General features: G+C 62.5%; 14 protein-coding genes and 1 pseudogene. 8 read left to right on the top strand and 7 right to left on the bottom strand.

All coding sequences use genetic code 11. The annotated features are described in order from the left end of the window. Positions 1-25 precede the first annotated feature (25 nt). A complete protein-coding gene (locus BM118_RS25485; protein WP_244550255.1) occupies positions 26-1879 on the top strand; it encodes a TRAP transporter large permease in 1854 nt (617 codons plus the stop codon). A gap of 44 nt (positions 1880-1923) precedes the next feature. Here the strand turns inward: BM118_RS25485 and BM118_RS25480 are convergent, their stop codons facing one another. The 5 genes from BM118_RS25480 to BM118_RS25460 all read right to left on the bottom strand — a co-directional run bounded on the left by BM118_RS25480 (position 1924) and on the right by BM118_RS25460 (position 7221). Then, entirely contained in the window at positions 1924-2766 is an 843-nt protein-coding gene (locus tag BM118_RS25480; protein WP_244550249.1) for an SMP-30/gluconolactonase/LRE family protein, read from the bottom strand. 82 nt (positions 2767-2848) lie between these two features. Continuing rightward, the gene (locus BM118_RS25475) at positions 2849-3952 is read right to left on the bottom strand and encodes an ABC transporter ATP-binding protein (protein ID WP_092188446.1); all 1104 of its coding nucleotides are present in this window, start codon (positions 3950-3952) and stop codon (positions 2849-2851) included. Between the two features lie 10 nt (positions 3953-3962). Further along, entirely contained in the window at positions 3963-4802 is an 840-nt protein-coding gene (locus BM118_RS25470) for a carbohydrate ABC transporter permease (protein WP_092188444.1), read from the bottom strand. Beyond that, a complete protein-coding gene (locus BM118_RS25465) occupies positions 4799-5722 on the bottom strand; it encodes a carbohydrate ABC transporter permease (RefSeq protein WP_210189064.1) in 924 nt (307 codons plus the stop codon). The genes BM118_RS25470 and BM118_RS25465 overlap by 4 nt, the downstream gene beginning before the upstream one ends. A gap of 62 nt (positions 5723-5784) precedes the next feature. Continuing rightward, positions 5785-7221, bottom strand: a complete 1437-nt coding sequence (locus BM118_RS25460; RefSeq protein ID WP_177234669.1) for an ABC transporter substrate-binding protein — start codon at positions 7219-7221, stop codon at positions 5785-5787. A 500-nt stretch (positions 7222-7721) separates the two neighbouring features. Between BM118_RS25460 and BM118_RS42425 the strand changes: the two are divergent. Then, a pseudogene (locus BM118_RS42425) lies at positions 7722-7808 on the top strand (SOS response-associated peptidase); the annotation flags it as partial. 100 nt (positions 7809-7908) lie between these two features. On the opposite strand, the gene BM118_RS25450 reads toward BM118_RS42425, so the two are convergent. After that, on the bottom strand, positions 7909-8592 hold the full coding sequence (locus BM118_RS25450) for a TetR/AcrR family transcriptional regulator (RefSeq protein WP_092188437.1): 684 nt from the start codon (positions 8590-8592) through the stop codon (positions 7909-7911). 111 nt (positions 8593-8703) lie between these two features. On the opposite strand from BM118_RS25450, the gene BM118_RS25445 reads away from it, so the two are divergent. The 3 genes from BM118_RS25445 to BM118_RS25435 all read left to right on the top strand — a co-directional run bounded on the left by BM118_RS25445 (position 8704) and on the right by BM118_RS25435 (position 11105). Continuing rightward, positions 8704-9600: an NAD(P)/FAD-dependent oxidoreductase gene (locus tag BM118_RS25445; protein WP_092188435.1), complete on the top strand. Its 897-nt coding sequence runs from the start codon at positions 8704-8706 to the stop codon at positions 9598-9600. A gap of 58 nt (positions 9601-9658) precedes the next feature. Next, positions 9659-10036 carry an antibiotic biosynthesis monooxygenase family protein gene (locus tag BM118_RS25440; protein WP_092188432.1) on the top strand — a complete coding sequence of 126 codons (378 nt, stop codon included), beginning with the start codon at positions 9659-9661 and terminating at the stop codon, positions 10034-10036. Between the two features lie 223 nt (positions 10037-10259). Continuing rightward, positions 10260-11105: an alpha/beta fold hydrolase gene (locus BM118_RS25435; RefSeq protein ID WP_092188430.1), complete on the top strand. Its 846-nt coding sequence runs from the start codon at positions 10260-10262 to the stop codon at positions 11103-11105. A 405-nt stretch (positions 11106-11510) separates the two neighbouring features. Here the strand turns inward: BM118_RS25435 and BM118_RS25430 are convergent, their stop codons facing one another. Then, positions 11511-12149 carry a TetR/AcrR family transcriptional regulator gene (locus BM118_RS25430; RefSeq protein WP_092188428.1) on the bottom strand — a complete coding sequence of 213 codons (639 nt, stop codon included), beginning with the start codon at positions 12147-12149 and terminating at the stop codon, positions 11511-11513. A gap of 287 nt (positions 12150-12436) precedes the next feature. On the opposite strand from BM118_RS25430, the gene BM118_RS25420 reads away from it, so the two are divergent. From BM118_RS25420 to BM118_RS25410, 3 genes are all read left to right on the top strand, one after another. Next, positions 12437-13288, top strand: a complete 852-nt coding sequence (locus tag BM118_RS25420; RefSeq protein WP_092188426.1) for a class I SAM-dependent methyltransferase — start codon at positions 12437-12439, stop codon at positions 13286-13288. Positions 13289-13373: 85 nt separating this feature from the next. Further along, positions 13374-14477, top strand: coding sequence for an efflux RND transporter periplasmic adaptor subunit (locus BM118_RS25415; protein WP_092188424.1), 1104 nt, complete (start codon positions 13374-13376; stop codon positions 14475-14477). A 171-nt stretch (positions 14478-14648) separates the two neighbouring features. Next, positions 14649-17783 carry an efflux RND transporter permease subunit gene (locus tag BM118_RS25410; RefSeq protein WP_092188422.1) on the top strand — a complete coding sequence of 1045 codons (3135 nt, stop codon included), beginning with the start codon at positions 14649-14651 and terminating at the stop codon, positions 17781-17783. Positions 17784-17788: the final 5 nt, after the last annotated feature.

The following is a 17788-nucleotide window of genomic DNA, read 5'->3' as shown; positions in this document are numbered from 1 at the left end:
CCATACGCCGCACGCAGATGCCGGTATGGCAGTCTGCGCGTCTCAAGCAGGCTCGCGCAGTTGGATAGTGAAAGCGAATGCGGTGCTTGGTCACGTCGTCGCAGTACCGGCGGCGTTACTCGTGCTGGCCGAGATCGCGGTTCTGTCCGCAGGCATCGTAGCCAGATACGTGTTCCGTTCGCCGATCGTCTGGTCGGATGAACTTGCCGGCATTCTCTTCCTCTGGCTTGCCATGTTTGGATCGGTGATTGCGTTCCAGCGCGGCGAGCATATGCGGATGACCGCGATCGTCGGGATTCTCGGAACGGAAGTTCGCGCTTTCCTGGATGTCGCGGCGGCTGCGGCATCGCTGGCGTTCCTCGCGCTCGTCGTGTGGCCGGCCTATGAATTCGCCGCCGACGAGGCATTCGTCACCACGCCGGCGCTCGAGATCGTAAACAGCTGGCGCGCGGCGGCCCTGCCGATCGGACTCGGACTGATGCTGATCGCCGCGGTCCTCCGGCTCATCCGCATCGCGAGCCTGCGCAGCTTGCTGGCTTCGCTCGCGATCGTCGCAGGCATCATTGGAACGTTCGTTCTGCTGGCGCCCATCTTGAAGCCGCTAGGCAATCTGAATCTTCTGATCTTCTTCGTTTTCGTGGTCGGCGCGATGGTCTTTGCGGCTGTGCCGATCGCGTTTGCATTTGGCCTCGCCACGGTCGGCTATCTTGCCCTGACAACCAGCACGCCCGACGTGGTGATAATCGGACGAATGGACGAGGGTATGAGCCACCTGATTCTGCTCGCCGTGCCTCTTTTCGTTTTTCTCGGCCTTCTGATCGAGATGACGGGCATGGCGCGCGCCATGGTCAGCCTCCTTGCAAGCCTTCTGGGCCACGTGCGTGGCGGACTGCACTACGTGCTGGTCGGGGCGATGTATCTGGTCTCGGGCATTTCCGGCTCCAAGGCGGCGGACATGGCTGCGGTGGCGCCGGTGCTGTTTCCCGAGATGCGGCAGCGGGGCGCTAAGCCTGGCGATCTCGTTGCGCTCCTGGCCGCTACGGGGGCGCAGACTGAGACGATTCCACCGTCGCTCGTTCTGATCACGATCGGCTCGGTGACCGGTGTGTCGATCTCGGCGCTGTTCACCGGCGGGTTGCTTCCGGGCGTGGTGCTCGCGGTCATGCTTGCGGCCGTCGTTTGGTGGCGATACCGCCGCGAGGATCTGTCTCACGTCAAACGCGCCACGGGGCGGCAGATTGGCCGCGCCTTCGTGATCGCGATTCCGGCCATTGCGCTGCCATTCGTGATCCGGACCGCCGTCGTCGAAGGCGTTGCGACGGCAACGGAGGTCTCGACCATCGGGATCCTTTATTCAGCCTGTGCGGGTCTCTTCATCTATCGGCAGTTCGACTGGCGCCGCATCTATCCGATGCTGGTCGAGACGGCCTCGCTATCGGGCGCGATCCTGCTCATCATCGGCGCGGCGACGGGCATGGCCTGGGCGCTGACCCAGTCCGGATTTTCCGCCTCTCTTGCAAAGTTCATGACCAGCCTTCCCGGCGGAGTCCCCGTCTTCCTGGCGGTGACGATCGTGACCTTCGTGATTCTGGGCAGTGTTCTGGAAGGAATCCCGGCCATCGTCTTGTTCGGCCCGCTCCTGTTCCCCATTGCGCGGCAGGTGGGGGTGCACGACGTCCACTACGCGATGGTGGTCGTCCTCGCGATGGGCATCGGCCTGTTCGCGCCGCCCTTCGGCGTCGGCTACTACGCGGCGTGCGCCATTAGCCGCATCAACCCTGACGAGGGAATGAAGCCGATCGTGGGCTACATGGTCGCGCTCTTGATCGGCACACTGATCGTGGCAGCCGTGCCCTGGCTATCGATCGGCTTCCTTTGACCTCGTGCCTGAACGCCTTGCGGGACAAACCGCGAGACATTTCGTTAGGCGAATTTCGGGAGGTGCAGCGGCAGGCCTTCGCAGGGCATATCGATCTCTTCGACCTGGCCCTTGCCGACTTCAGTGACGCGCAGCTGCTTGCCTTCGAGCGCAAAGGCACAATTCGTCGGCTGCGGCCCATCCAGGATCAGACGCTCGGCAACCTCACCCTGGCGATCCAGGACAGTGACGTTCTTCTGGTTATAGACCGTGCAATAGAGCCGCCCGTCCGTACCAAAGGCCATTCCATCCGGTCCTTTGAAATCGGGATTAGAATCAGGTTGCAGGACGTTGCCGAAGACCATCCGTTTCGGCGCGGCCTCGCCAAGCACGTCGTATCGGTAGATCTCGCCGGTAAAGGATGCGTTGGCATAGAGGTGATTGTCGGGACCGAAGGCAATGCCGTTGGTGAAGCGGATCTTGCGATCGAGCACGCGTACGACCTTCATGGCCGCCGGATCGATCTCATACACACGGCCGTCCCAATCAAGGTCCATATAGCCGTCGACGAATGCCTGGCCGTTGATGAAATCTTCAGCCGCCATGCCGGAGTCGGTCATGTAGAGCAGTCCGTTCGGGCCGAAGCAAAGATCGTTCGGAAACAGGAAGCGATCCGTACCTTCGCCCTGCATGCGCCGGATCTCGTTTCCGCCTTCGTCGATGCAGATCAGCGCCCGGAGGCCTGCTTCTGCGATCCAGATCCGACCGTGGCCATCAGTCGTCAACCCGTTCGGACGCCCGCCCGTCGTCCGGATCACCCTGCGATTGCCGCGAGGGTCAAGCCGTGTGACGCAAAGGGTCGACGCGGACATTTCGGTCACATACATTGATCCATCGGGCAGGCACACGGGCCCCTCCGGCGCTCCAATTCCGGTGGCAAACAGTCTCGACGCCATTTTTTCCTCCCGTTCTCCAGATTGCCGGCGCTCGTTACGAGATGACCAGGCCGCTGGCCGGATCGATCAGCACCACGCGATTGAGGTCGATGGCGAGGTCGATCCGCTCGCCATGGCTGCTGACGTCATGAGCCTGCAGCTCCGCGACCGCATCGACGCCGCCGATCTTGATGGTGGTGAATGTGCGGGTCCCTGTCGGCTGAATGAGATCGGCAACGGCCGAATAGGAGACCACCCCGTCGCGCAGAGGTCCGCCGCCAGCTCGGCTGAAGTGCTGCGGCCGAATGCCGACGAGAACTTCTTGGCCATCCGCACCTGTCAGCAATTTGGATCTTGCGCTCGGAAGCGTCAGCGCACCGCCGGACTGAAACACAACTGCGGCACCGCCGCCGCTCGTCTTGAGGGTCGCCGGGACGAGGTTGATCGACGGAGACCCGAGGAAGCCGGCCACAAAGCCCGTACGGGGCTGCTCGAACAGTTCAAGCGGGGCCCCTTGCTGCTCGATCATTCCATCGCGGAGCAGCACGATGCGGTCGGCGAGCGTCATAGCCTCGACTTGATCGTGGGTGACGTAGATCATCGTGGTCGTGATCTCGTGATGCAGACGCTTGATCTCGGTCCGCATCTCGTCGCGCAATTGAGCGTCGAGATTCGAGAGCGGTTCGTCGAACAGGAACAGGTCCGCCTTGCGGACGATGGCGCGGCCGATGGCGACGCGCTGACGCTGTCCGCCGGAGAGCTGGCGCGGATAGCGCTGAAGGAGATTTCCGATGCCGAGCATGTCGGCGGCTTCGCTGACCCGCTTCCTGATCTCGATCTCTGGAGTCTTGCGGGCGCGCAGACCGAAGGCGATGTTCTCGTTGACCGTCAAATAGGGATAGAGCGCGTAATTTTGAAACACCATCGCGATGTTGCGCTCGCGCGGGCGCAGATCGTTGACCACCGCGCCACCGATGGTGATCGTACCGTCGTCCGGGTCTTCAAGACCGGCTATCGTTCGTAAGAGCGTGCTCTTGCCGCAGCCCGACGGCCCTACAAGAACTGCGAATTCGCCGTCGGCGATGGTGAGATCGACACCTCGAACCGCGTGCACGTTGCCGTAGTATTTGTGCACCCCGGACAGCTTGACATCGGCCACTCCGCTCTCCCTAACCCTTGACTGCGCCCAAGGAGATGCCGCGCACGAGATAGCGTTGCATCACCGAGACTGCGACGAAGATCGGCAAGGTTCCCAATACGGACATCGCCGCGATCTTTGCCCAGAAATTCGATTGTCCGCCGAAGTAGTGCGTCAGCATGACGGGAAAGGTGATGACCTCGGTGCGCGTGAGCACCAGCGCGAAGAGAAAGTCATTCCAGGCGAAGACGAAGGTGAAGACCGACGTCGCCATGAGCCCGGGGCGCACCATCGGGAAGACGACTTTCCAGATCACTTCCCATCGGTTCAGGCCATCGACGAGAGCGCTTTCCTCGAGCTCCAGCGGAACGTCGACGATGTAGCCGCGCATCATCCAGATGACGTAAGGAAGATTGAACGCCGTGTAGAGCAGGATCAGCCCGAAATAGCCGTCAACCAGGCCGAAATAGACGTAGATCAGGAAAATCGGGAAGACCACCGCGATCGGGGGGATCATGCGCTGGGAAATGATCCACATCGCGAGGTTTTCGCCGCCGGTGCCGAACCGGGCGAGGCTGTAGGCGCACAGCGTCCCAAGAACGATCGCAATGCCGGAGCTGACGCCGGCGACGATCAGACTGTTCAGGATGGCAAGGACGTCACCGTCCTTGAACAAAACGTAATAGTTCGAAAACTGGATCTGTTCGGGGACCCATAAGGGCGGCACATGATAGATCTCGTCCGGTGTCTTGAACGAAATCATGAACAGCCAATAGACCGGAAATAGGAACAGCAGAGTTACGACGCCGGCGCCGAGATAGCGAAGCGCGAGAATGCGGGCTTTTCTCGCCGAAAGCTTGCCGACCCTCATCGCGCAAGCTCCATGCGCTTGAGGACCAGGGTGGTGATGAGCGTCAGCAGCGCAATCACCAGGAACGAGATCGCGGCCGTATAGCTCGTCTCAAATTGCGAGAAACCCTGCACATAGGTGTAGAGCGATATGGTCTCGGTCATCGAGCCGGGGCCGCCTTCGGTAAGAGCCCAGATGATGTCGAAGATGCGGACGAGGTCCAGGCCCCGGATCAGGCAGGCAACGGCGACAACGGGGGCGATTGCCGGCAGAACGATTGCGCGAAGCACGCGAAAGTATGATGCGCCGTCGATTTCCGCGGCCTCGAGCTGCGATTGGTCGACGTTCGACAAGGCTGCGAGCAGCAGCAGGAACATGAACGGCGACCACTGCCAGATTTCACAGACGATGATCGCCGGATAGACGTAGGCAGGATTGACCGTCCAAAGAATCCGCACCGGTTCGCCCGCAATGAAGCTCAGGATCTCACCGATGGGACCGAAGCGAACGTCGAACATCAGCCGCCAGGTCGCTCCCGCGACGATCGGAGAGATCACTGTCGGAAGCACCAGCAGCGCGACGAAGAGCTGGCGTCCGGGCATGCGATCGATGAAAAGCTGCGCCATCAGGAAACCGATCAGCAGCTCGAGGGGGAGGGCGACCGCGGTGATGATGGCGGTGTGACCGAGCGAGGCCCAGAGGCGAGCATCCCTGAACAGCTCCGCATAGTTCAAGAGGCCGACGAAGGACGTGTTGTTCTCAGTCATCGTGATGCGCTGGAAGCTCACGATCAGCGAGTAGATCAGGGGGAGCAAGCCGACCAGGAGAAGGATCAGAATGGCCGGTGCGACGATGAGATAGGGCAGGCGGTCCTCGAGCATGCGCCCGAAGCGGCTGGGGCGGCGTTGCTCGGCACCATTGAGACTTGCGGAAAGCGTCATCATCGGTCCAGGAAACGAGGCCGCATGGGAGGACAATGCCTCCCATGTGGTGTCCAGGGCAGCTATTGCGGATAGGCGCCGGGCTTGGCCGCCCAGACCTTGTAGACGGCCTTTTGATTGTCGACGCCGACCTTCTCGGTGATGGCGTCGAATTGTTGTGCCAGGCGATCGAGGATAGCCTTGGGATCTTCACCCGCCCAGAGGCTCGAGATCGCCTTGGTCATTGCTTCGTCGTACTTGTCCTGTTGCAGAAGCGAGAGATCGAGCAGGCCCTTCTCGCCGGATGTCTTGATCGTATCGAGATAGGCGGGAGCATCAGGCCAGAGCGCACGGTATTTTTCGCTCGCGTAGTGCGACAGGCGGAACGGATCGCGAAGCGTATAGGGGAGCTGGACGCGCTCGAGGCTCGTCTTCTTGCTGTTCAGCCATTGGATGAAGAGGTAAGCGGCCTCCTTGTTCTTGCTGGTTGCCGACACCGACAGGTCGAAGCCAACACCGAGCTCCGGACGGCCGAGCGGCGTGAGTGCGTAACCGACCTTGCCGGCGACCTGCGATTTGGGCACCCACTTCAATGCTTCCTCGCCCGAGCCGTAGCCGGCGGCCCACCGTCCGTATGGCGGCCAGGAGATCGTCATCGCGGTCGTGCCTTGGAGAAATGCGGCGAGATTGTCGACGAAATTCCACTGCTCGACGCCCGGCGGCATGAACTTGTTTTCCGCCAGCATCTGCTTGAATACCTTGAGACCGACATCGCCATTCACCGTCGCCTTCATGGTGTCGGCGTTGAAGAACTTGCCGCCCTCCATGCGGAAGCGTTCCTGAAACATGTATTGCGGGTAGGGCGCGGTGCGGAAGAAGCCGGCGCCGTAAACCTTGGGCGCCATCTTGTCGGTGATGAACTGCCCAATCTCGTCGAACTGCTTCCAGTCCTTTGGCGGCGCGAGTTCGTAGCCGAACTTGGCCTTGAACGCCTCCTTCATCTTCGGATCCTCGAAGATGTCTTTTCGGTAGTAGAGCAGCATTACGTCGCCGTCGTCCGGAAAGCCGTAAATCTTCCCGTCATACTGCATCTGATTGTCGCGGTACGCGGCCGCGATGTCCTGTAACTCGTCGCGATAGCCGAACTTGTCGACATACTTGTCGAGCGGCTCGAGCGCGCCAGCGCGCGCAAGATCAGGCATCCAGGACGGGATAACATTCAGCGCGTCATAGGCGCCGGCGCCCGATTTGAAATCCTGCATGATCTTGGTGAACATCTGGTCGGTCGGCACTTCGACCACCTTCACCTTGATGCCGGTGAGCTTCTCCCACTTGGGACCCGAATAATTTAGCGGGTCCAGAGATTGCAGGCCGGCCTCCCAGACAATGCTGATCGTCGTGCCCGCGTATTTCTTTGCTGCTTCGACCGCGACGTCGGCGGCATCCTTGTCGGCAGCCGGTGCCGAGGCACCAGTGAGCGCCAGGACAGCGGCCGCGCCGAGAAACGTCCTGAACTTCATCCCTTCTTCCTCCTCTCCTGGGCGCCCGCAGACCGCCAGGCGGCTTTTGGAGCGCTTCTCACGTGACTTATGGCTGATCAGCAGTGCGGATATGGCCCCGCGGCGTGAGCACGGACGGGCGGATCCGACGTCGCGGGCAAATCGATTCATCTATGGCGAGAATTGCCAGTCAGGCGTCTTTCGGCCAGGTCTGCATCAGCCTGACTGGACTTTCCGAATAAACGCGAATTGGCTTCCTTGAAGCACGCATCCTCCCCCAAAACGCTGCTATTTTGGGGCTAGTCTGCGTTGTCGCAGAACTCTTCGACAAATGAGAACTTTGCAAGCGTGGGTGAGCTGCATTCACCTGTCCGGCCTTGGGCTCTCAGAAGGCAGGCAAGTGCGGATTCCGATGGCAGACCGCAGGCATCATCGACCGCCACTGCAATGCCGGCCACATGAAGCAGGCCCAGTCCACCGTGCCTGTGGCGATCACCAACGCCTCGGGTGCTGGTTCGGCAAACCTGTTCAGCGAGTTCAACAAGGCCGAAGGCGGCGACATCTGGTTCGCGCGCGACAATACTCGGCCGCTCGCATGCTTCGCCGGCGCTCAAGCGGAGGCGGCGAACCCTTGGCAGCGCATTTCCTCGAATCCAGTCCGCCTTCAAACCGGTCTCGGTTATTTTGAGAACGTCGGTCACGCACGATTCAAATTTTGTCTTTTGACCTTGGGGCGGGCAAGTATCCGCCCACGTGGTCGTTGCCACGGTGCGCGGCGATGAACATGGCGACGGCCGACCGGCAATAGGATTCGATTTCGTTGTCGTCCTCTGCTCTCGCCTGATCGAAGCGCGCGATCATCAGGAGATCGGATCCTTTGAAGAGCGCGGCAAACAAGCGGGCGGACCGGTGAGGATCGGGCACGTTCAGAAGCGCCTTCGCGTGCAACTGACGCAACAGGGCCTCGATTTGGCCGATGACATGGGCGGGGCCGGCTTCGAAATGGAGCCTGCTTAACGCGTTTTGACTCGTCTTGTCGGCCATGACCATGGCTTCGACACCGCGGACGTCCGGCCTCAACAGCGTGCGAAGCAGCAATGATCCCACTGCCATGAGCTGATCTTCGACCGAACCGTCGTCGCCTTCAAGAAGGGTCTGCGGTGCAAACAACTGCTGGCAGCCGGCCGCCATGGCCGCGCTGAACAGCGCCTCCTTGTTCTCGAAGTGCCTGTAGATGCTGAGCTTGGATATCTTCGCCCGCTGGGCGACCTTGTCCAATGTCGTCGCCTGAAAACCCAACTCCACAAAGAGTTCGCGCGCGGCGTCGACGATCGTTTGGCCAAGCGCCTCGTTGGCGGGCCGGCCGCGCCGTCCCTGTCTGTTTTCGGTCACCACAATTCCAGTACTTGACAGTTTTCTAACTCTTGCATTACGATACCATGAAGTATCTGAAATATGCAAGCCGGGTAGGTTGCAACCTGTCCTCCAACGGAGCTCATCACCATGGATGACGTTATCATCATTGGCGGCAGCTTTGCCGGTCTCGCCGGCGCCCTGCAGCTCGGCCGCGCCCGCCGCAAGGTCACCGTTCTCGATACCGGCCTGCCGCGCAACCGCTTCGCCGGCCACTCGCACGGCCTGCTCGGCCACGATCACAAGCCGCCGCTGGACATCCTGGCCGAGGCGCGGCAGCAGCTGGCGCGTTATCCCACGATCAAGCTGGTCAGTGCCCGGGCCGACAGCATCTCCGGCGCCATCGACAATTTCTCCGTCCTCACTTCCGATGGCGAAAGCTTTGGAGCGCGCCGTCTGATCCTGAGCTATGGCCTCACCGACCAGATGCCTGATGTTCCGGGCTTTGCCGAAGGCTGGGGCACGTCCATCGTGCCCTGTCCCTATTGCGACGGCTTTGAAGTCGCCGGCCAGCATTGGGGCCTCGTCTGGTCCGGCCCGCAGTCGCACAATCAGGTCAGGCTGTTCCGCGATTGGACCGACAAGTTGACGCTCTTCGCCGATGGTCACGACATTCCGCCCGATATCCGGGCCGATCTGGCGCGACGCAACATACCCGTCGTCGATGGCCGGATCACTGGGATCGCCCAACGCGGGGCCCATAACGCCACCGTCAGGCTCGATACCGGCCCCGATGTCGCGGTCGACATCCTGTTCGCGCATCCGCGCAACAAGCCGTCCGCAAGCCTGCATGAATCACTGGGCCTCGCCACGGTCAAAACCCCCCTCGGCATCATCCTCAAGGTCGACGATCGCCGCGAAACCAGCATGCCCGGCATCTACGCCGCCGGCGACCTCGCCAATCCCATCACGCCGCCATCGGTCACCCTGGCATCATCGCACGGCGCGATGGCGGGTATCTTCGCCCAGCAGTCGATGGTGGTTTGAGTGCAAGCAGCATCGATCACGCCAGTTTCGTTTTTCACACCAGACGGGGATACTCCACATGGAAGTCCTAAAGAAATTCAAGCCGCTAAACGATGAATTCCCGCTTGAGCGCCAACTTGGCATCTCGGCCGCGCCAATCGTGCTCATCAACATATTCACGGTCGGTGCCGGTGACGAAGAGGGCTTCCTAAACGCCTTTATAGCCGCTGGCGAAACCCTGAAGAAGCAGCGTGGCTTCATCTCCACCCAACTGCACCGAGCGATCGGCGATAGCCCGATCTTCCTGAACTATGTGGTGTGGGAATCCACAGAGACGCTCCGCGAAGCCTTCTCCCGTCCCGAATTCGTCGCGAAGGTTTCGGCCTATCCACCATCCGTCGTAGCCACCCCGCACCTGTTCCAGAAGGTCGCCGTCCCCGGCTTTTGCACGGCCTGACTCCGGAAATATGGCACGGCGCGATGGCGGGTATCTTCGCCCAGCAGTCGATGCTGGCTTGAGAGAGCAGATTCACTTCTCCGGACCGGTGTCATCGAAAACCGACTGGCCGGCTGCCCCCACAGTTCACCCGGCGCCTGAGGAGATGCACCTGTCCAAAACCAGAAACACCGAAGCCAGCATCGGCATCTCTCGTCCGACCGCTGTTGGAGAAGCCCCACACATGGACTTCGAACACGTCACCTTCGACCTGCCACACGGCACCTTTCACGCGTTGCAGGGTGGTGATCCCGATGGCCAACCGATGATCGTCTTGCACGGCTTCCCGGACCATCCGCCGACCGCGAAGCCCTTCCTTGCCGAGCTCGGCCGCCGTGGCCGTCATGTCGTCGCACCCTGGCTTCGCGGTTACGCGCCGTCCCCGACGGCGGGACCGTTCGACTTCGCAGCCCTCACCGGCGACGTGCTCGCGCTGATCGACCGCTGGTCTCCGGGGCGAGCCGTGGAGCTGGTTGGCCACGACTGGGGCGCGCTGATCACATATGATGCCTGCGTCACCGCGCCGGAGCGGATCGAGCGCGCGGTCACGCTCGCAATCCCGCACCCACTCACCTTCATGAGCCGGCTGACGGACCCCGCTCAGCTGCGCCGGAGCTCTTACATGGGGCTCTTTCAACTGCCGGGAAGCGGCTGGATCGCCACCGCCCGCGATCTCGCCTTCATCGACCGCCTCTGGCAACAGTGGTCGCCCGGCTTCTCGCTCGATCCCGCTCTCAAGGCGGAGCTACACGAGCACCTGCGGGCGAGCATGCCCGCGCCTCTGAAGTACTACCGGGCGATGCTGCGGCCTGGCATGCTTGGGGCGACGCGCCGTATGTCTCGGCCGATCACGGTGCCCATGTTGCAGCTTCACGGTGCCAACGACGGCTGCATCCTCCCTGCGCAAGTCGATGACCGACATCGGTTCGCCGCCCGGCGCGCGATGGAGGTCGTTCCCAACGTCGGTCACTTCCTGCACATCGAGGCCCCCGAGGTGATCGCCGAACGGATCGCGGCATGGGCCGAGTAGAGGATCACTCGTCCAGGCCGAAGTCAGGACCGTCGACAACGTCGCGAGCGGCACGGAGGCGTATTGCCGTTTGGTTTGGTTCGTGTTCTCCCGCGCCGGGCCAACAGCCGTGACCGCGCTGCAATTGCCGGGATAACCCCTGTGCCGCTGAACGCGTTCGACTATCAGGGCTCTGGGACAGTCAATTTCGCTTCAGAGGTAGTCGCCGATGAGCGCGATATAAACCGAAGGCAGCGGTGCGACCTGGGGCAAAAGGCCGTCGCTCTACCTCCTCTGCGTTCCCGCCCAAGCGGTGCGGGGTTGATCACGTCACGGCCGACGCCGAGCCATCGAGATGGGGCGTCTCCCCCTGTTAATCCCTGTCAGCTTGCCGGATTGCGCGCCGTGACGATCCTCTTAACTAGACTATCCGCCCACGTGGTCGTTGCCACCGTGCACGGCGATGAACATGGCGACGGCCGACCGACAATAGGATTCGATCTCGTTGTCATCCTCTGCTGTCGCGTCAGCGATAACCAGGAGATCGTTTCCTTTGAAAAGCGCGGCAAACAAGCGGGCGGACCGGAGAGGATCGGGCACGTTCAGAAGCGCCTTCGCGTGCAACTGACGCAACAGGGCCTCGATTTGGGCGATGAGATGGGCGGGGCCGGCTTCGTAATGGAGCTTGCTTAACGACTTTTGCCTCGTCTTGTCGGCCATGACCATGGCTTCGACACTGCGGACGTCCGGGCTCAACAGCGTGCGAAGCAGGGATGATCCCACGGCCATGAGCTGATCTTCGGCCGAACCGTCGACGCCTTCAAGAAGGGCCTGTAGTGCAAACTGATGGCAGCGGGCCGCGATGGCGGCGCTAAACAGCCCCTCCTTGTTCTCGAAGTGCCGATAGATGCTGAGCTTGGATATCTTCGCCCGCTGGGCGACCTTGTCCAATGTGGTCGCTTGAAAACCCAATTCCACAAAGAGTTCGCTCGCGACGTCGATTATCGTTTGGCCAAGCGCCTCGTTGGCGGGCCGTCCGCGCCGGCCTCGGCTGTTTTCGGTCACGACAATTCCAGTACTTGACAGTACTATAACTCTTGCATTACGATACCATATAGTATCTGAAATATGCAAGCCAATGAGTAGGGTTCAACTTGTCCTCCAAATCAAGTTTTCCCGGGCCGCCCGGCGATATCGAATGCGGCATGGTCCGGCCGGTTAATACAGCGATGGCGACTTTCTCGTCGATGCCGAAGCCCTACTCGCTGCCCGTTTTGAGCGCGCATCGCTGGACGATATTTCGCGCCAGGCCCAAGCCAACCCCCTCCATCCACAACACGGAGCTCATCACCATGGCCGATCAGGTCGCCGACTGGAATGGCCCAAGCGGGGAGCGCTGGGTCGCTAACCAGGCCCAGCTCGACGCCATGGCGGCGGTGTTCGGCCAGGCCGCGATCGAAGCCGCAGCACCCGCGACGGGCGAGCGCGTGCTGGACATCGGCTGCGGCGCGGGCGCGTCGAGTCTGGCTCTGGCCGCCCGCGTCGGCGCGGGGGGCCATGTACTGGGCGTGGACATATCCGAAGCGCTGATCGGCCGAGCGCGCGCGCTTGCGCCACAGGATATACCGGTCCAGTTCCGGGTGGCCGACGCTGGCAGCGCCGAGCTGCCCGAGGGCGCGTTCGACATCCTGTTCTCGCGCTTCGGAGTGATGTTCTTTGACGATCCTACGGCGGCGTTCGCTCATATGCGCCGCGCGCTCAAGCCGGGCGCGCGGGTCGCTTTCGTCTGCTGGCGCGGCATCGCCGAGAACGATTGGGTGCGCCTGCCGATGGACGCGATCAAAGGCATCGTCCCGCTGACGGCGCCGCCCGATCCCGAAGCGCCCGGCCCATTCTCGTTCGGCGACCGGGGGCGGGTGAAGCGCATCCTGACGGCGGCCGGCTTCACCGATACCGCTCTCGCGCCCTTCGATGCTTCCATCCCGTTTGGAGAGGGCGCGACGCGGGACGCGGCGATCGACGAGGCGGTGAGGATGACATTGGAGGTTGGCCCGCTGTCGCGCGCGCTCGTTGATCAGCCCGACGACATTCGCGCCCGCGCCTCGGTCGCGGTTCGTGCCGCCTTCGCGGACCTCCCCGGCGAGCGATCGTTGATGATCGGCAGAGCGACGTGGATCGTCACCGCGCGCAATCCCGCAAGCTGACAGGGATTAGATCGGCGGCCATGAGAGCAAGCACTTTTTTGATTAGTCGACAGTCTTCTCATTCGAGACGCAGGAGTGTCCTTCGATGTTCGTCCGGTCGGTTTTGTCGACCTATTCCTGGCTGTTGACAGGCGTGTCGCTGGCCCTGATGGCCGCTTCGCTGGCCGGCTGCAACGACACTGTCGCCGAGAAGGCCGAGCCGCCGCGGCCGGTTCTGGTCGCGACCGCGCATTATGATGCCGAGACGCCGGAGCGGAGCTTCGTCGGCACCATCAAGCCGCGGATTGAGAGTGACCTCAGCTTCCGCGTCGCCGGCAAGGTCGCCAAGCGCCTTGTGGAAGTCGGACAGACCGTCGAGATCGGCCAGCCGCTCGCAACCCTGGACGAGGTTGATCTGAAGCTCCAGGCCGAACAGGCGGTTGCCGAACAGACGGCTGCCACAGGCGTGCTGGCCCAGGCTGCCGCTGCCGAGCAGCGCGCCAAGGATTTGAAGGCCAAGGGCTGGACCACAGATGCGGCGATGGATTCGAGCCGCGCCGCCGCCGACGAGGCCCGTGCGCGTCTCGACCGCGCCATCCGTTCGGTCGAGCTGACTAAGAATTCCCTTTCCTACGCGACGCTGGTTGCCGATGCCCGAGGCGTCGTCACCGCAACGCTGATCGAGCCCGGCCAGGTGGTCGCGGCGGGCCAGGCTTCGATCCGTGTCGCCCGCTTTGCTGAGAAAGAAGCGGTCGTCGCGATCCCTGAGACGCTGGTTGGACGTGCCAAGTCGGGCGCCGCCAGCGTCACTCTTTGGTCGGAGCCGGGCAAGAAATATACGGCCAAGCTGCGCGAGATCGCGCCGACAGCCGATCCGGCCACCCGCACCTATCTTGCGAAATTCTCGCTGCCCGAGGCCGACGACAAGGTCGCGCTCGGCATGACGGCGACGCTGTCGCTGTCGGACGCCGCGACCGAGCGCGTCGCGCGGCTGCCGCTGTCGGCGCTGTTCAACGAAGGCGGCAAGCCGTCCTTCTACGTTGTCGACAACGGGGCGCTCACCTTGAGGCCGGTTGTGGTGAAGTCCTACGACCGCAGCGACGTCATCATCACCAGCGGTGTCGAAGAGGGCGCCAAGATCGTCGCCGTCGGCGTGCAAAAGCTCGATCCGAGCCAGAAGGTGCGGATCCTGTCATCACTGTCTTTCTAGAGTTTACGTGTCCGTTGCAAGGCGAGTTTCGGCCCGAGCGCAAATGCTGGGGCTGAAGCGGCGGAGCGATCCAGAACCTGCCCGGCCCCCTGGATTGCTTCGCTGCCTCGCGACGACGGTTTGAACTGAGCGGCTGTCGTTTTGCAACTGGATCGTCTTTCGGAGAGAGCGATGAAGCGCTTCAATCTTTCGGCCTGGGCGGTCAGCCATCCGACGCTGATCCTGTTCCTGATGCTGATGCTCGGCGTCGCCGGCTTCTTCTCCTATGAGAAGCTCGGGCGGGCCGAGGATCCGTTCTTCACGGTGAAGGTGGTCAACGTCTCCGTGATCTGGCCCGGTGCGACCGCGCAGGAGATGCAGGAGCAGGTCGCCGACCCGATCGAGAAGAAGTTCCAGGAGCTGCCCTATTTCGAGAAGGTTCAAACCTACTCCAAGCCGGGCTTCAGCGCACTCCAGGTCACCTTTCGCGACTCCACGCCGCCGAAGGAGGTGCCCTATCTCTTCTATCTCCTGCGCAAGAAGCTTGCCGACGTGCAAGGCCAGTTGCCCGCAGGGATTCTCGGACCCGTCGTCAATGATGAGTTTTCCGACGTTGACTCCATCCTCTACATGATGACCGGTGACGGCGCCGATTACGCCCAGCTCAAGAAGGTGTCCGAAGGTTTCCGCCAGCGCCTCCTGAAGGTGCCCGGCGTAACCAAGGTCGACATGTACGGCAATCAGGACGAGCGCATCTTCGTCGAGTTCAGCCACGCCAAGCTCGCCACGCTCGGTATCACGCCGCAGGCGCTGTTCGATTCGCTCGCCAAGCAGAACAACGTGACGCCGGCCGGCACGGTCGAGACTTCGTCGCAGCGCGTGCCGCTGCGCGTCACCGGCGCGCTCGACGGTGCCAAGGCCGTCGCCGAAACGCCGGTCGAGAGCAACGGCCGCGTCTTCCGCTTAGGTGATATCGCCACCGTCACCCATGGCTATGTCGATCCGCCGAGCTTCGTCGTGCGCCAGGAAGGCAAGGCTGCGATCGGTGTCGGCATCGTCACCGCCAAGGGCGCCAACATCCTCGACCTCGGCAAGGAGGTCGAGAAGGCGACGGACGAATTCATGAAGGCCGTGCCGCAGGGCATCGACGTCAAGCTGATCGCCGACCAGCCCAAGGTGGTCGAGCACGCCGTCGGCGAGTTCGTGCACTCCTTCATGGAAGCGCTCGTCATCGTGCTGTTCGTCTCGTTCCTGGCGCTGGGCTGGCGCACCGGCATCGTGGTCGCGCTGTCCGTGCCGCTGGTGCTCGGCATCGTCTTCATCGTCATGAACACGATGTCGCTCGACCTGCACCGCATCACGCTCGGCGCGCTGATCATCGCGCTCGGCCTGCTCGTCGACGACGCCATCATCGCGGTCGAGATGATGGTGGTGAAGATGGAGCAGGGCTGGGACCGCATGCGGGCTGCGTCCTTTGCCTGGGAATCAACTGCGTTTCCGATGCTCACGGGAACGCTGGTCACGGCCGCTGGCTTCCTCCCCATCGGCTTTGCCAATTCCGCGGTCGGCGAATATGCCGGCAGCATCTTCTCGATTGTGGCGATCGCGCTGGTCGCGTCCTGGTTCGTGGCGGTGATCTTCACGCCCTATATCGGTGTCAAGCTGCTGCCGGACATCAAGGTCCATCACAATCATGATCCCCATGCCGTGTATGAGACGCGGATGTATCGCGGCCTGCGCGCCGTCGTGCAATGGTGCGTCAACCACCGCATCACGGTGGTCGCCGCGACCGTCGGTATCTTCGTTGCCTCGATCGTCGGCTTCGGCCATGTCCAGCAGCAGTTCTTCCCGCTCTCGGAGCGGCCCGAGCTGTTCCTCCAGCTTCGCCTGCCTGAGGGCACCGCCTTCAACGTCACCGAAAAGGCGGTCAAGCAGGCCGAGACGCTGCTGAAGGACGACAAGGACATCGAGACCTATACCGCTTATGTCGGCCAGGGCTCGCCGCGCTTCTGGCTCGGCCTCAATCCGCAGCTTCCGAACGAGGCCTTTGCCGAGATCGTCATCGTCGCCAAGGGCGTCGAGGCGCGCGAGCGCATCAAGGCGAAGATCGAGAACGCCGCGGGCGAGGGCTTCCTGTCCGAGGCGCGCGTGCGCGTCGACCGCTTCAATTTCGGCCCGCCCGTCGGCTTCCCTGTCCAGTTCCGCGTGATCGGCCCCGACGCCAACAAGGTGCGCGAGATCGCCTACCAGGTTCGCGACGTCATGCGGCAGAACAAGAGCGTCAAGGACGTCCAGCTCGACTGGAACGAGCAGTCGCCGTACCTCAAGCTCGTCGTCGACCAGGACCGCGCCCGCGCCATGGGCCTGACCCCGCAGGACGTCTCGCAGGCGCTGGCGATGCTGATCTCGGGCGCGCAAGTCACGACCATCCGCGACGGCATCGAGAAGGTAGCCGTGGTCGCCCGCGCCGTCTCGTCCGAGCGTCTTGACCTCGGCTCGGTCGGCGATCTCACCATCACCTCGCGCAACGGCGTCGCCGTGCCGCTGCAGCAGATCGCCAGGATCGAGTACTCCCACGAGGACCCGATTATGTGGCGACGCAACCGCGACATGGCCATCACCGTGCGCTCCGACGTCGCCGACGACGTGCAGGCGCCCGATGTCACCAGCCAGATCACGCCGAAGCTCAAGCCGATCATTGACCACCTCGAGCCGGCCTACCGGATCGAGGCGGGCGGGGCGTTCGAGGAATCCGCCAAGGGCAACGCCTCGATCTTTATCCTCTTCCCGCTGATGGTCATGGTGATGCTGACGCTGCTGATGATCCAGCTGCAGAGCTTCTCGCGCCTGATCCTGGTGTTCCTGACCGCGCCGCTCGGCATCGTCGGCGCCTCGCTCGGGCTCAACGTCGCCAACGCCCCGTTCGGCTTCGTGGCGCTGCTCGGCCTGATCGCGCTCGCCGGCATGATCATGCGTAACGCTGTCATCCTGGTCGACCAGATCGAGACCGACGTCTCCCACGGCCTGCCCCGCCGCGAGGCGATCGTGGAGGCGACCGTGCGCCGTGCGCGTCCGGTGGTGCTGACGGCGCTGGCCGCGATCCTCGCAATGATCCCGCTGTCGCGCTCGGCATTCTGGGGCCCGATGGCGATCACCATCATGGGCGGATTGTTCGTTGCCACCTTCCTGACGCTCTTGTACCTGCCCGGCCTCTACGCCCTGTGGTTCCGAAAGAGCCTGGATGAGGCCGGCACTCCTGAGCAGCCTGCTGCGCAGCAGCGGAGCGATGACCCCCACGCAATTCCGCTTGCTGAGAAGCAACGCTGATTGAC

It is taken from the genome of Bradyrhizobium sp. cf659 (genome assembly GCF_900113725.1).
Lineage (GTDB): Bacteria > Pseudomonadota > Alphaproteobacteria > Rhizobiales > Xanthobacteraceae > Bradyrhizobium.
This window is presented reverse-complemented; position numbering and strand designations above follow the sequence as displayed.

What these genes read in the sequence shown, in the direction of transcription:
- BM118_RS25485 (WP_244550255.1), top strand. Translation starts at nt 26, where the DNA reads ATGGCAGTCTGCGCGTCTCAAGCAGGCTCGCGCAGTTGGATAGTGAAA.
- BM118_RS25440 (WP_092188432.1), top strand. Translation starts at nt 9,659, where the DNA reads ATGGAAGTCCTAAAGAAATTCAAGCCGCTAAACGATGAATTCCCGCTT.
- BM118_RS25460 (WP_177234669.1), bottom strand. Translation starts at nt 7,221, where the DNA reads ATGAAGTTCAGGACGTTTCTCGGCGCGGCCGCTGTCCTGGCGCTCACT.
- BM118_RS25445 (WP_092188435.1), top strand. Translation starts at nt 8,704, where the DNA reads ATGGATGACGTTATCATCATTGGCGGCAGCTTTGCCGGTCTCGCCGGC.
- BM118_RS25410 (WP_092188422.1), top strand. Translation starts at nt 14,649, where the DNA reads ATGAAGCGCTTCAATCTTTCGGCCTGGGCGGTCAGCCATCCGACGCTG.
- BM118_RS25470 (WP_092188444.1), bottom strand. Translation starts at nt 4,802, where the DNA reads ATGAGGGTCGGCAAGCTTTCGGCGAGAAAAGCCCGCATTCTCGCGCTT.
- BM118_RS25420 (WP_092188426.1), top strand. Translation starts at nt 12,437, where the DNA reads ATGGCCGATCAGGTCGCCGACTGGAATGGCCCAAGCGGGGAGCGCTGG.
- BM118_RS25465 (WP_210189064.1), bottom strand. Translation starts at nt 5,722, where the DNA reads ATGACGCTTTCCGCAAGTCTCAATGGTGCCGAGCAACGCCGCCCCAGC.
- BM118_RS25435 (WP_092188430.1), top strand. Translation starts at nt 10,260, where the DNA reads ATGGACTTCGAACACGTCACCTTCGACCTGCCACACGGCACCTTTCAC.
- BM118_RS25415 (WP_092188424.1), top strand. Translation starts at nt 13,374, where the DNA reads ATGTTCGTCCGGTCGGTTTTGTCGACCTATTCCTGGCTGTTGACAGGC.